The following is a 14577-nucleotide window of genomic DNA, read 5'->3' on the forward strand; positions in this document are numbered from 1 at the left end:
AAATAATATTATATTAATCACTGCGATGAACTCAAGGATGGTTGTCGTATGGCGCAATGGATGCGCATTTTTATTCTGCTGTGGCTACCTTGTGTGGCTATTTCAGTTTCAGGTGCTAATGCATCGACTATTTCAGGAGAACTCAGTGAATCAGCATTGCCTGATTTAGCGAGCGATTCTGCGAAAAAAACGGAACAGGATAATAGCGGCAAAGCATATACGGATAAAGGTGCCGACTATTTTATTAATTCTGCCACTCAAGGGTTCGATAACCTGACACCAGAAGCCCTTGAATCTCAGGCCCGAAGCTATCTTCAGGGACAAATCACGTCATCTGCACAATCTGGCGTTGAATCACTCCTGTCACCTTATGGCAAGGTGCGTACTAATCTGGCGATTGGCGAGGGGGGTAATCTGGAAGGCAGTAGTCTGGATTATTTTGTCCCCTGGTATGATAACCAGCAGACGCTGCTTTTTAGCCAGCTTTCAGCCCAGCGTAAAGAAGATCGTACTATTGGTAATCTGGGGTTTGGTGTGCGGCAGAATGTTGGAAACTGGCTACTGGGCGGCAACATGTTTTATGACTACGATTTTACGCGTGGTCATCGCCGACTGGGTTTAGGCAGTGAAGCATGGACCGATTTTCTGCGTTTTTCCGGTAACTATTACCATCCGCTGTCAGGCTGGAAAGATTCTAAAGATTTTGAATTCTACGAAGAACGCCCGGCACGGGGATGGGATGTTCGTACTGAAGCGTGGTTACCCTTTTATCCGCAACTTGGCGGAAAACTAATTTATGAACAGTATTATGGCGATGAAGTGGCGTTGTTCGGGACCGATAATCTGCAAAAAGATCCGCATGCACTGACGGTTGGTCTTAGCTACACGCCAGTTCCTCTGGTTACGCTGAGTACCGATTATAAAGCGGGTACCGGAGACAACACTGACTTAAGTATGCGTGCTTCATTGACGTATCAGTTTGGTACACCGATAGCAGCACAACTTGATCCGGAAAATGTAAAAACACAACATTCGTTAATCGGGAGTCGTACCGATTTTGTTGATCGTAATAACTTTATTGTTCTTGAGTATCGCGAGAAAGATCCTCTTGATGTCACCCTGTGGCTGAAGGCGGATACAACCAATGAACACCCCGAATGCATCATCCAGGATCAGCCTGAAGCGGGAGTGGGGCTGGAAAAGTGTAAATGGACGATCAACGCGTTAATCAACCATCGCTACAAGATAGTGACGGCATCGTGGCAGGCGAAAAACAATGCGAATCGCACGTTGGTTATGCCCGTGGTCAAAGCCAATACGCTCACCGAAGGCAACAACAACCGTTGGAATCTGGTGCTTCCTGCATGGGTGAATGCCAGCACAGAAGAAGCACGACTAGCGCAAAACACCTGGAAAGTACGTATTACCCTGGAAGATGAAAAGGGCAATAAACAGAATTCGGGCGTTGCGGAAATAACGGTTCAGCAGAATCGTCAGATTGAGCTCGTTGTCGATAATATTGCTGATGCCGATCGTACCGATCGTAGCCATGCTGCCAGCGCACTGGCAGATGGCGTAGATGGTGTTGTAATGGGGGTACTGCTAACGGATTCTTTTGGTGAAAGTACCGACAGCAATGGCAACGAACTGGTCGATAAGGCAATGACTCCTGAGTTGTACGACAGTAACGACAACAAAGTTACATTAGGGTCGACGGCCTGCACCACAACAACACCCTGTGTATTCATCACCAGCCGCGATAAAACTGCAGGGACAATCACCCTGGCGAGTACGCTGCCGGGAGCCTTCCGCTGGAAGGTCAAAGAGGATGCTTATGGCGATAGCAACTATGTCGATATTACTTTCCTGAGTGAGAGCACCACTGACCTCAAGGCCATCATCTATCAGTTAAAAGCGGTAAATCCGGCGAATCTGGCGGGCAAGGAAGACCGCCACCCCATACTTAACAATACCTACCGTTTCGTCCTCTGGCGCGACAAAAACAACGATGGCGTGTTCCAAATGTCAGAGCAGCTCGTGGAGGATGAAATGACGCGGTACGACTACCAGTGGGAATTTATCGGGCAGAGCACCAACGGACATACCGGGGCGCTGGCCAATACTCGTAATGAAGATTTAGTGCTGCCAATAACCAATAAAGAGGCGGCACAAAAATTTACTGCCAATGAGGAAGATGGCGTTCAGGGTTACGGCATACGGGTGATGTATAGCCAGAAATAGCGTCAGTGAGTTTACCGCTGATTGTTGAAGAAAAAGGAGAGTCTTAATGCAGGTATTATTTAATAGGCGATTGACCAGGGTCGCTCTGGCGCTGGTGGTTGCAGGATACTGCTCGGTTCCGGCAATGGCGGCGGACGGCAATTTAAAAAGCGGTCAATGGCAGATTTTGACTGATAGCACAGGGTCTATCCAGGGGACGATTCCGTGGATCACTCGGGCGGAAGATAAGGTTGCGGAAACTGATAAGAACCACGTTGTAGTCACTATCGATCGCGGCAGTCGTACTATTGGCTCCGGCGACGGTGATAAGCAGTTCCATATTGGCGATAAGGTAACAGTCAACTGGGCGATTGGTGATACAGAAGGCGATTTGGATACGGGCAATACTGCCACCAAAGCCACTGTTATTTGGGTGCGTTCGAAGAACCAGGACGGCTCGGATGCTGAAGAGATTAGTGGAACGACGGGCCAGGACACCTACACCATCCAGACCGATGATGCTGATTATTATCTTGGTATCAAGATTACGCCAACCACAACCACCGGTGATCCGAATGTCGCGACAGTCTTACTGCTGAATGACCTTTCCACCAACGCGGGCGGCGGTGCGGACGACGATGATATTCCGGAAGGCCCGGTTGTTGATGATAACGTGAAAGTGGCTATCTATGAGTCTGGAACAACGGCGAACCTGCTGGGTAATACGTCCACCAAACTCAAAACCAATACCACCTATAAAGTTCTGCTGTGGAAAGATAAAAACGGCAACAATACTTATGATACCGGTGAAGATGTTACCAGCAGCTATAACTATCGCTGGAAATTTACCGGGACCAGCCTGCAGCTTGGCGCGGCGGGCGGTATCGTCAACGAAAGCTTCAACAACAGCGATCTGGTTATTCCTGTCACCAATGCTGAGGCGAAAACGGCATTCGACAACGGCGAGAGCGGTGGTGTTACCCTTGGCAACGATGGTGTCCAGGGTTACGGACTGTCAATCGATTACCAACGCAGGTAATACTCACCAAGGCCATTCCCGCAGGGGATGGCCTTTTCCATGCCTTTTGCTTAGCCGCACGCTAAGCAAAAGGTGTTGAAAAATCTCCCGAAATTACAAGTGGATATCGCTCATGGATGGCAATCTGCGTCGTTATAAAATGTATCGTTTCTTACTGGCTATGTTGCTGTTTGTTGACTGCATGGCATTGCCCGCCTCTGCGGCGCTGAAAAGCGGTGCCTGGCAGGAACTGAGCAGTGCCACAGATGCCATCAACGGTACTGTCCCGCAGGCCGATGGCGCGACAATTCCGGTTTATCAGGGGAGTGTTTTGCTTAATCCGGAGGACACAAACACTGTCAGCTTTAGTGCGATGCCCCGTGACTTCAGCACTGATGATACGCCGAGTGCATTGCAACTGGTGAACCCTGTTGACACCGAAGGCGATATTTTCGCTATACCACCATTACGCTGGGCAAGTCAGATGCCTGTCGTTGAACTCATCTGGGCAGATGCCAGTACGCCGGACGAGCCGCTGGATCCACAGCCTGCCGCCAATAAGACCTTTTGTGCACAAAATATGGCTGGACGGCAGTTTGTCGTCTGGCCGCAAATTGATGCCGATACCGCCACCACGCTCTATCTGCAAACCACGACCGGCACGCCATTTAATAATACCGTCTCGTTGCTGAGTCAGAAGATACCGATTTCCATCGCAGCGGCGGCGGGCGATCCAATATCGATCTCGGCCGATCATTATGATGATACGTTGCAGGCGGCGAAGGTGAAGGCTGGAGAGAGCATTACGTTGAGCATTACTACGCGTGATTGTCAGGGGGAGGCCGTTGGTAATACGGCATTTGTTATCACCCGTAGTGACGCGTTGAATCGCCAGGGAGAGGTCAACAATAACGCACCTGTGCACGTGGGGGATACTGAACTGACTACGCCGGGCACTGAATATCACGGTACCACTGATGCTAACGGAAAGGCTACCGTCACGGTTACGCAGACCAATGGTCCTGGCGTGAAAACGCCACTGACGGTTTATCCCACGAATGCCGTAACGTTAAAAGCCGATATCGATGTGATTTTCACGACGTTAACCAGCCCGGACAGCGCTAACGCTAATATGTGGGGCCATATGACCGAGAGTGCCAGTGCAACGGTTGATGGGGAGACGTACACGTTTACACGGCCAAAGCTGGCGGCGGAAACAGATGGCGAAAATGGGGTTGTGGCGGCTAACAATGAAAGTTGGGCGTTGTTTACCTGGAGCGGGGCGGATAACGACTGTGACATTCTGCCGGATGCGCGTCAGCTTATGGGGTTAAAAATTGCCCGCGGCGATCTGGTCACTTCTCTGGGGTGGCCAGTGGCGGGAACCAACGAATACTGGTCGTCTTCGACAGGGACGTTGAGCCAGAACCATCTGGGCGTCAATATGCTCAGCCGTAGCGTTGCTGATGAGCCAGATAGCACCACCTCCGTGGTGAGCTGTGTTGATAAGGCCTCGCCAGCGGTGACACCGATTGTCACGCTTACGCTGGATAGCATGGACAGCACAGCCAATGCAGCGAAGGTTAACGTGGGCCAGTCAATCAATATGAAGGTTGCCGTCACCGATAAAGTAACGGGGGAAGCGCTACCGTACCGCAGTTTTGATCTGTATCTGGGTGATGAACAGAACCGAAAAGGGCAGACGAATGCCCAGGCACAAGCTGAGGGCGAGAGCTATGGCTGGAATGATAATCCGGTGCTGGCGAGCATCGAAGGTTCAGGGACACCGGAACATTATCATGGTATTACCGGTGCAGACGGTCAGCTTTCCGTTGAATTGACACAGAATAACGGCGCTGGCGTGATGACGCCGCTGCGTGTGGTGCTGACCGACGGTACTGAAGCTTTGGCTAACGTCATTTTTACCGTAGTGACCAGTCCAAATGTCTCGCAGGCGCGGATGTGGGGCCATATGCAGGGGGTGGTTGAAGCCGGCAATATCTATAAGCGCCCGTTGCTGGTGTCTGAAGCGACGGCGCAGACGGGCTCGACGGTGGAGAACCATGAAGACTGGGCTACTTTCAACTCGGTGACGGCGGCAACCAACCAGTGCGGTGCTAATCAGGTACCAGGGCAGTTGTCACTGGACTCGCTGTATCAGGCACATTCCGGCAATGCGATGGCGACGCACTATGGCTGGCCAACAGCTGGCCATAGCTATATCTCTGCTGATACTGATGGCACAGAGACCGCGCATGTCAATCTGGTAAACGGTGCTGATACACTGTTCAGCGGTATGGAAGCGAACTACCTCAGTTGTTCGGGTAATGAACTGGTGACCCGGCTGGAGGTCTGGTTCAACGACGATGCGACCCTCAGTCAGGCTACAGCAAAAGTGGGCGAACCGATTACGATGCATGTCCATTCCGTGAATGCGCTGAACAACCTGGCGGTGCCGAGTGCCAAATTTACGATCACGATGACACACGGTAAAAACCGCAACGGCCTGACAACAGGTTTCAGCGACAGCACTGACGGCGCGTTGGTTATGGGGGGCGAAACCTACGGTTCTTCTGAGTCATCCATGACTTATGAAGGGATGACCGATGCCGAGGGCAATGCGTCGATAGTGATAGAGCAACCGCAGGGCGTGGGACTACTGACGCAACTCACCGTTGTACCTGTTAACTCGTACATCACTACACCGGTATCACGCAGCGTTAAGTTTTTGGTTCCTACCAGCCCCGATACAGCAGATGCGCAGATGTGGGGCTATATGGCGGATACCATTACCGTCGGTAATCTGACGTTTGAACGACCCAAACTGGCGGCGGAAGTCAATGCAACGCGCACTCAGGAAGAAGATAACGAAACCTGGGCACGGGTTACCCATGCTGATGCAGCCGGTAATACGGGCGTCGGTGGGTGTGCGACAATGCGGTTACCGCGACTTGACCAACTAAGTGAGCTCTATAGCGCTAATAGCAATGGTGCAATACACAACACCCAGGGCTGGCCAGTTACTGAGCCGTACTGGTCAGCGACATTTGCCAGCCCGACGACGTGGAAAACGCTCTCCCTTGCCAGCGGAAATGAGGGGAGCGACGGTAGCGCATCCATTTATACCAGCTGTCTGGCAAGTGACAACGCTGTCGCCACCACCATTACCCTTGAGGTGGTTGATGCCACTGAGTGGAGTGATGCTCAGCAGGCTGCAAAGGTGAAGAAAGGCGATACCCTGCAACTCAGGGTCACAGTGAAAGATGCCAGCGGTGAACCGCTACCGGATACGCCGTTTGTATTGCGTCGCGGAGACGGCTACACCCGCCAGGGGGTTCAGCATACAGCCGGCAGTGGCGACGGTATTGTGTCACCCGTCGTGATTGATGGTGAATCGCTTAACGATACTTCTACCAAAATCGGCGGACTGACGGGCGCAGACGGCAGCAAAATCATCAATGTTACCCGTCCAAATACACACGGTACGAAAGTCGCGATTACCGCTTCGCTGTATGACAATGCCAGCGTGAGTGACAGCATCGATACTATTTTTACCGTCGCAACCAGCCCGGACAGCGATAAAGCAGCGATGTGGGGACATATGCCGGAAACGACGACCGCGGCTAACGGTACAGTATTCAAGCGCCCGCTGTTGCTCGCTGAGATCTCTGACAGTGTTGCCGGCAGCAGCAAAGAGAACAACGAAACCTGGGGAACCGCAGATTATCATGGCATTACCAACATCTGTGGTGCTGAATATGTCCCGGCTCTTGCTGATTTGCAGTCGCTCTATGAGGCCTGGCCGGGCGGGGCAATGAATACACAGCAGGGGTGGCCGCTGGATGAAAAAAACTATCAAAACAGCACGGTCGATCTCAGCCGAAGCAGTGAAAACCGGTATGTTAAATCGCTCAATCTCCGAGATAACGGCATTACTTCGCAACTCTGGAGTGAAAAACTCTATTTTTCCTGTTTGCAAAATGCGCATGCCGTCGCGACACAGCTCACGCTGACATCATCGCTGTATATCGCGAGTGAGGGGTACGCTAAAGCCAGGGTGGGTGAAACTATTCCGCTGGTGATAACGACGCTGGATGCGCAGGGCAATCCTGTCGGAAATACACCAGTGATTTTTGCGCGAGGCGAGAGTACAGGACGTGCCAGTAAAGACATCAACAGCAGCGATGCCGCCATGATGCAGATTAACCATGAAGAAGGGCGTACCAGCAGCGCCGAATATTATACGGTTACCGGGGATGATGGGACGTTGACGCTGGACATCAGTCAGGATAACGGTGCGGGATTTATCACGCCGCTGCAGGCGACGATCGATGGTCTGAGTGAGAGCAGACAGTCATTACCTGCCGTGTTCACCGTGATGACCAGCCCGGATACGGATAAAGCAAATTACTGGGGCCACATGCCGGAAACGGCGACGAATAGCGCGGGAGTGACCTTCCGCCGTCCTTTGTTGGCAGCAGAGATGTCATCATACAGTTCAACATATACCTATAACAACGAAGTCTGGCCGCTGGTTACTGCGGCAAAGGCACAGGAAGCGGGTGCAACAGGCTGCGATTTAGCCTATCAGCCGCTGGTGGCTGATATGCAAACGCTGTATATCGATAACATGAGGACTTCCGGTGGTATCGGGACGATTTACGGTTGGCCGGTTGGGGCAAATAAATTCTGGTGGGCGGCCGATCGCGAGGCAGGCACCGGGAATTATCAGTTTGTTCAGCTGAACAGTGGTGGTAACAGTTCAACAAGTAGCTCAGGTGCCACGGCTGCGCAGGTGTGTCTGGTTGATCCCCGTATAACGGCATCGTCGATTACGTTGAGCTCAACGGCGATGGAGGCGGAAAAAGATGCCGCCGTGGCAGAAAAAGGCGATGCCATGCCATTAACGGTTATCGTACAAGACAGTAGTGGTAATCCGGTGTCGGGTGCGAGTTTCACCCTTTCTCGCAGTGATTCGACGAACCGGGCGGGCGTAGTGATTACTGATGGTGATGTAGAAGCTGATATGGGAGGTGACAACCTTGTTCTCAGAGAACTGACTCCAGCAAGTGATATCAGCGATATGACAACTGCCGCCAGTGTTTTTACAGGAACGACCGGCACGGATGGCAAGGCAACCTTTACGCTAAGTCAGGACAAGAGCCTGGGGTTGAAAACAACGCTGACTGCGACATTAGTGAGCGATACCCGGCTGCAATCGTCGCTGGATACCATCTTCACGGTACCAACCAGCCCGGATACTGATAAGGCTCATTATTGGGGACATATGCCTGATACAGTAAGCGCTAACGGTAAAATGTTACATCGCCCGCTGCTGGTGGCAGAGTTGCCTTCAGGCGTAACACCGCCGTTATTTATTTTACTCAACAAAGAAGAGTGGGCGTTGGCACATACGGTGGATACCAGTACATGGGATTTAGCGGCGCAGTGCGGTAGCCTAAGCCAGGCTGCGTCGCTGGATGATTTGAAAGCACTGGTTTCCGTCTTCAGCAGCTCAGGGTGGCCATCGACATCAAGCTATGCCTATCTGTCGGGCACCAAGTGCGGCAGTAACTATTGCGGCGTTAACCAGACCAATGGCTCGGTGAATTCGTATATCGACGCTAAGAAAACAGCAGGTTTTGCCACCTGCGTGGAGTAGGAAAACTTAACGCGCCTTACGGGCGCGTGACTTTTTCTGCAGGGTTACAGTCGTGACTTCGCTCTCCACCCAGCCATCTTCCAGTCGTGTCTTCATGACATCACCAGCTTTTACCTGTCTGGCCTGTTTTAGCACCTGGCCGCTGCTGGCTGTGGTCACGCTATAGCCGCGCGCCAGCGTGGCTAACGGGCTGACAGCTTCCAGATGTGTCACCGTATTGCCGAAGCGTTCACGTTGATCGCTTAGCCGTGTACGAATGTTCTGTGCCAGACGATGTTCCAGTTGCTGAATACGCGTCTGGGCACGATAAATCCGAGGCTGCGGGTTTTGCTGGTTCAATCGCTGGGTAATACGCAACTGACGTGACGCCACGCGTTTTAGTTGATTATCCAGGGCGAGGTTCATCCGCTGACGCAAACGCTCAAGTGAGGTCTGCTGGCGTGCCAGACGCAACTGAGGGTGCTGTTGTTGCAAGCGATGATGGATCTGAGTAAAGCGACGGGTACGGTTGGCAAGGTAGTAATCCATTGCCATTCCCAGGCGTTGCTGTACAGACTGAATCTGGCGTAGCAGCTCTTGTTGATTCCGGCTGACAATTTCGGCAGCCGCAGACGGCGTAGGTGCACGCAAGTCGCCGACGAAGTCAGCGATAGTGACATCGGTTTCATGACCGACGGCGCTGACGACCGGAATGGCACTGTTAAATATTGCCCGTGCCACGCGTTCGTCGTTAAAGCTCCATAAATCTTCCAGCGATCCGCCGCCACGGCCGACGATTAAGATATCGCACTCCTGACGTGCGTTAGCCAGTTCAATGGCACGCACGATCTGGGCGGGTGCGTCATCACCCTGTACGGCGGTTGGGTAAATTATCACGGGCAGGGAAGGGTCACGACGCTTCAGAACATGGAGGATATCATGCAGCGCAGCCCCGGTTTTCGAGGTGATCACCCCGACGCAATGGGCCGGTGAGGGCAACGGTTGTTTGTATTGCTGATCGAACAACCCCTCAGCCTGTAATTTGGCCTTCAGCTGTTCATATTTTTGCTGCAGCAAACCTTCGCCCGCAGGCTGCATGCTCTCGACGATTATCTGGTAGTCGCCGCGCGGCTCGTACAGCGTAATGTTGGCGCGTACCAGCACTTGCTGTCCATGCTGCGGGCGGAAGGTAACCCGGCGGTTACTGTTGCGGAACATCGCGCAGCGTACCTGGGCGGTGTCATCTTTAAGCGTGAAATACCAGTGGCCTGAAGAGGGCTGGGTGAAATTCGAGATTTCGCCGCTGATCCACACGTGTCCCATTTCCTGCTCAAGCAGCAGACGAACCGTCTGGTTTAGGCGGCTTACGGTAAAAATTGAGGTGGTTTGAGAGGATAACATGTGAGCGGGATCAAATTCTAAATCAGCAGGTTATTCAATCGAAAGTAACATGCTCACAGAGGAGCGCAAGGTTTTTTTGCAAAAAAGTGTGGATGCAATCGGTTACGCTCTGTATAATGCCGCGGCAATATTTAATAACCTCCCAGGTGAGATATTGCCCATGCTACGTATCGCTAAAGAAGCCCTGACGTTTGACGACGTCCTCCTCGTTCCCGCTCATTCTACCGTTCTGCCGAATACAGCTGACCTCAGCACGCAATTGACGAAAACCATTCGCCTGAACATTCCTATGCTCTCTGCGGCAATGGACACCGTGACGGAAGCACGCCTGGCAATTGCCCTGGCTCAGGAAGGCGGCATCGGTTTTATCCACAAAAACATGTCCATCGAGCGCCAGGCCGAAGAAGTTAAACGTGTGAAAAAACACGAATCTGGCGTGGTGACCGACCCGCAGACCGTACTGCCAACTACCACGCTGCGTGAAGTGAAAGAACTGACCGAGCGTAATGGCTTTGCAGGCTACCCGGTTGTAACGGAAGACAACGAACTGGTCGGTATCATCACTGGCCGTGACGTACGCTTTGTGACCGACCTCAGCCAGCCGGTTAGCGTTTACATGACGCCGAAAGAGCGTTTGGTAACCGTACGCGAAGGTGAAGCGCGTGATGTTGTGTTTGCAAAAATGCACGAAAAACGTGTTGAGAAAGCGCTGGTTGTTGATGAAAGCTTCCATCTTCTCGGCATGATCACCGTAAAAGATTTCCAGAAAGCAGAACGTAAACCTAACGCCTGTAAAGATGAGCATGGTCGTCTGCGCGTGGGTGCTGCGGTTGGTGCAGGCGCAGGTAATGAAGAGCGTGTTGATGCGCTGGTTGCCGCCGGTGTTGATGTTCTGCTGATCGACTCCTCTCATGGCCACTCTGAAGGCGTTCTGCAGCGTATCCGCGAAACACGTGCAAAATACCCAGATCTGCAGATCATCGGCGGTAACGTTGCTACGGGTGCAGGCGCACGCGCTCTGGCCGAAGCAGGCTGTAGCGCGGTTAAAGTCGGTATCGGTCCTGGCTCCATCTGTACTACTCGTATCGTTACCGGTGTGGGCGTTCCGCAGATTACCGCCGTTTCTGATGCGGTTGCAGCACTGGAAGGGACAGGCATTCCGGTTATCGCCGACGGCGGTATTCGTTTCTCTGGCGATATTGCTAAAGCGATTGCTGCAGGTGCTGCTGCTGTCATGGTGGGTTCTATGCTGGCAGGTACCGAAGAGTCTCCGGGGGAAATTGAACTGTACCAGGGGCGTTCTTACAAGTCTTACCGTGGTATGGGGTCCCTGGGCGCGATGTCCAAAGGTTCTTCTGACCGTTATTTCCAGAGCGATAACGCAGCTGACAAACTGGTTCCGGAAGGTATCGAAGGCCGTGTGGCGTATAAAGGTCGCCTGAAAGAGATCATTCACCAGCAGATGGGCGGCCTGCGCTCCTGTATGGGTCTGACCGGCTGTGGTACTATCGACGCGCTGCGTACTCAGGCTGAATTTGTCCGTATCAGCGGTGCGGGTATTCAGGAAAGTCACGTTCACGATGTGACTATCACCAAAGAGTCCCCTAACTACCGCATGGGCTCCTGATAAGTTTCCGCGCCCGGCTCTATGCCGGGCGAATTTGTTTCACTTGCCTCGGAATTAGCGTCAATGACAGACAATATTCATAAACATCGCATTCTCATCCTCGATTTCGGATCGCAGTACACTCAACTGGTTGCACGCCGCGTACGTGAACTGGGCGTCTACTGTGAACTGTGGGCATGGGATGTTACGGAAGCACAAATTCGCGAATTCAACCCAAGCGGTATTATTCTTTCCGGTGGTCCGGAAAGTACCACCGAAGCAAACAGCCCACGTGCACCAGAGTACGTGTTCAATGCTGGCGTGCCGGTCTTTGGCGTGTGCTATGGCATGCAGACCATGGCAATGCAACTGGGTGGACATGTTGAAGGTTCTAACGAGCGTGAGTTCGGTTATGCACAGGTTGAAGTCCAGACCGATAGCGCGCTGATCCGTGGTATCGAAGACTCCCTGACTGCCGAAGGCAAGCCTCTGCTGGACGTATGGATGAGCCACGGCGATAAAGTGACTGCTATCCCGGAAGGTTTTGTTACCGTTGCCAGCACCGACAGTTGCCCGTTCGCCATCATGGCGCATGAAGAAAAACGCTTCTACGGTGTGCAGTTCCACCCGGAAGTCACCCACACCCGTCAGGGTATGCGCATGCTGGAGCGCTTTGTGCGTGACATCTGCCAGTGTGAAGCGTTGTGGACGCCGGAAAAAATCATCGACGACGCTGTTGCACGTATTCGTGAGCAGGTTGGGAATGACAAAGTGATCCTCGGTCTGTCCGGTGGCGTTGATTCCTCCGTTACCGCAATGCTGCTGCACCGCGCAATTGGCAAAAACCTGACCTGTGTCTTCGTGGATAACGGTCTGCTGCGTCTGAACGAAGCTCAGCAGGTGATGGATATGTTCGGCGATCACTTCGGTCTGAACATTATTCACGTTGAAGGCGAGCAGCGTTTCCTGGATGCGCTGAAAGGCGAGAACGATCCGGAAGCCAAACGTAAAATCATCGGCCGTGTTTTCGTTGAAGTGTTCGATGAAGAAGCACTGAAACTGGAAGACGTTAAATGGCTGGCGCAGGGAACTATCTACCCTGACGTGATCGAATCCGCTGCTTCGGCAACCGGTAAAGCACACGTTATCAAATCTCACCACAACGTAGGCGGCCTGCCGAAAGAGATGAAGATGGGCCTGGTTGAACCGTTGCGTGAGTTGTTTAAAGACGAAGTGCGCAAAATTGGTCTTGAACTGGGTCTCCCGTATGACATGCTGTACCGCCACCCATTCCCGGGTCCTGGGCTCGGTGTTCGCGTGCTGGGCGAAGTGAAGAAAGAGTACTGCGATTTGCTGCGTCGTGCGGATGCTATCTTCATCGAAGAACTGCACAAAGCTGACCTGTACAACAAAGTAAGTCAGGCGTTCACCGTATTCCTGCCGGTTCGTTCCGTTGGCGTAATGGGCGATGGCCGTAAGTATGACTGGGTTGTCTCCCTGCGTGCTGTAGAAACCATCGACTTTATGACCGCGCATTGGGCACACCTGCCGTATGACTTCCTGGGCCGCGTTTCCAACCGCATCATCAACGAAGTTAACGGTATCTCCCGCGTCGTATATGACATCAGCGGTAAGCCGCCAGCGACCATTGAGTGGGAATAATCCCTCTCCCTGTTATCGGCCTCTGAGCCTATAACATGTAATAAAGCCCTCTGTAAATCAGGGGGCTTTTTATTATCTATGGTCGGGAAATTGAATTCAGGACGATATGAATATACCGCCTATTCTGTAGAGGGCTAATCAACCAACTGCAGCTGGGGCTGCGTTTTGGATGCAACATTTTCCACACGAATATCCATTTGCGGATAGGGCAGGTCGATATGGTTGTCGTCCAGCGCTTCTTTAATACTTTCCAGCAGGTCGTAATAGGTGTTCCAGTACTCAGCATTGCGTACCCATACACGAACATAAAAGTTCAGCGATGAGGCGCCAAGCTCTCCCAGGCGCACGGTCACACCACGCTTCTGATCTATACGACGATCCTGTTCGATGATCCGATTGATAACGCGTTTGACATCAGCAATGCGGCTCTGATAACCCACGCCAATGACCAGATCGATACGGCGAAACGGGTGGCGAGAATAGTTAATGATGTTATCGGAAATGATCTTACCGTTTGGGATCACCACTTCTTTGCTGTCGGCGGTGAGAAGCGTGGTGGAGAAAATGTGGACCTTTTCTACCGTTCCGGTAACAGCGCCAATCTGTACGACTTCCCCGGCGCGAAATGGACGTAGGGAGACCAACAAGACGCCAGCGGCAAAGTTGGATAACGACCCCTGTAACGCCAGGCCGACAGCCAATCCCGCAGCACCGATAACCGCAATAATGGATGATGTTTCAATACCGACGCGGCCCAGTGCGGCGACAACGAAAAAGGCGAGGGTAATGTAACGGACGAGAGCAGTGAAGAACTGGATGATGGTGATGTCGACTTTTCGCTTGAGGAGTAATTTTTCCAGCCCGCGGGAGAGCAGGCGAGAGATAAATTTACCGACAAACAACAAAATGACGGCAGCGACGATGTTCCAGCCAAATTGAATTACCGCATCACTGTGCCCGGCAAGCCATTCAAGACCGGTACGTATTTTGGGAAATAATGTAAAACTACTCATAGTATGACCCTGTAGT

At 52.4% G+C, this 14577-nt stretch carries 7 protein-coding genes; 5 read left to right on the forward strand and 2 right to left on the reverse strand.

Annotated features, from left to right (window positions below):
• Nucleotides 1–48 precede the first annotated feature (48 nt).
• From sinH to NNO02_RS20145, 3 genes are all read left to right on the forward strand, one after another.
• The gene (gene sinH / locus NNO02_RS20135) at nt 49–2241 is read left to right on the forward strand and encodes an intimin-like inverse autotransporter SinH (protein WP_271455576.1); all 2193 of its coding nucleotides are present in this window, start codon (nt 49–51) and stop codon (nt 2239–2241) included.
• A 46-nt stretch (nt 2242–2287) separates the two neighbouring features.
• Entirely contained in the window at nt 2288–3259 is a 972-nt protein-coding gene (locus tag NNO02_RS20140; protein ID WP_271455577.1) for a SinI family autotransporter-associated protein, read from the forward strand.
• A gap of 124 nt (nt 3260–3383) precedes the next feature.
• A complete protein-coding gene (locus NNO02_RS20145) occupies nt 3384–8900 on the forward strand; it encodes an adhesion domain-containing protein (protein WP_442867921.1) in 5517 nt (1838 codons plus the stop codon).
• Between the two features lie 6 nt (nt 8901–8906).
• On the opposite strand, the gene xseA is transcribed toward NNO02_RS20145, so the two are convergent.
• Nucleotides 8907–10280, reverse strand: coding sequence for an exodeoxyribonuclease VII large subunit (gene xseA / locus NNO02_RS20150; RefSeq protein ID WP_271440704.1), 1374 nt, complete (start codon nt 10278–10280; stop codon nt 8907–8909).
• A gap of 160 nt (nt 10281–10440) precedes the next feature.
• Between xseA and guaB the strand changes: the two genes are divergently transcribed.
• On the forward strand, nt 10441–11907 hold the full coding sequence (gene guaB / locus NNO02_RS20155; protein ID WP_271440705.1) for an IMP dehydrogenase: 1467 nt from the start codon (nt 10441–10443) through the stop codon (nt 11905–11907).
• 63 nt (nt 11908–11970) lie between these two features.
• A complete protein-coding gene (guaA, locus tag NNO02_RS20160) occupies nt 11971–13548 on the forward strand; it encodes a glutamine-hydrolyzing GMP synthase (protein ID WP_271440706.1) in 1578 nt (525 codons plus the stop codon).
• A 134-nt stretch (nt 13549–13682) separates the two neighbouring features.
• On the opposite strand, the gene mscS is transcribed toward guaA, so the two are convergent.
• Nucleotides 13683–14561: a small-conductance mechanosensitive channel MscS gene (gene mscS, locus NNO02_RS20165; protein ID WP_271442775.1), complete on the reverse strand. Its 879-nt coding sequence runs from the start codon at nt 14559–14561 to the stop codon at nt 13683–13685.
• Between the last annotated feature and the right edge of the window lie 16 nt (nt 14562–14577).

The sequence above is a fragment of the Citrobacter sp. Awk 2 genome, assembly GCF_028069815.1.
Lineage (GTDB): Bacteria > Pseudomonadota > Gammaproteobacteria > Enterobacterales > Enterobacteriaceae > Citrobacter.

What these genes read in the sequence shown, in the direction of transcription:
- sinH (WP_271455576.1), top strand. Translation starts at nt 49, where the DNA reads ATGGCGCAATGGATGCGCATTTTTATTCTGCTGTGGCTACCTTGTGTG.
- NNO02_RS20140 (WP_271455577.1), top strand. Translation starts at nt 2,288, where the DNA reads ATGCAGGTATTATTTAATAGGCGATTGACCAGGGTCGCTCTGGCGCTG.
- xseA (WP_271440704.1), bottom strand. Translation starts at nt 10,280, where the DNA reads ATGTTATCCTCTCAAACCACCTCAATTTTTACCGTAAGCCGCCTAAAC.
- guaB (WP_271440705.1), top strand. Translation starts at nt 10,441, where the DNA reads ATGCTACGTATCGCTAAAGAAGCCCTGACGTTTGACGACGTCCTCCTC.
- guaA (WP_271440706.1), top strand. Translation starts at nt 11,971, where the DNA reads ATGACAGACAATATTCATAAACATCGCATTCTCATCCTCGATTTCGGA.
- mscS (WP_271442775.1), bottom strand. Translation starts at nt 14,561, where the DNA reads ATGAGTAGTTTTACATTATTTCCCAAAATACGTACCGGTCTTGAATGG.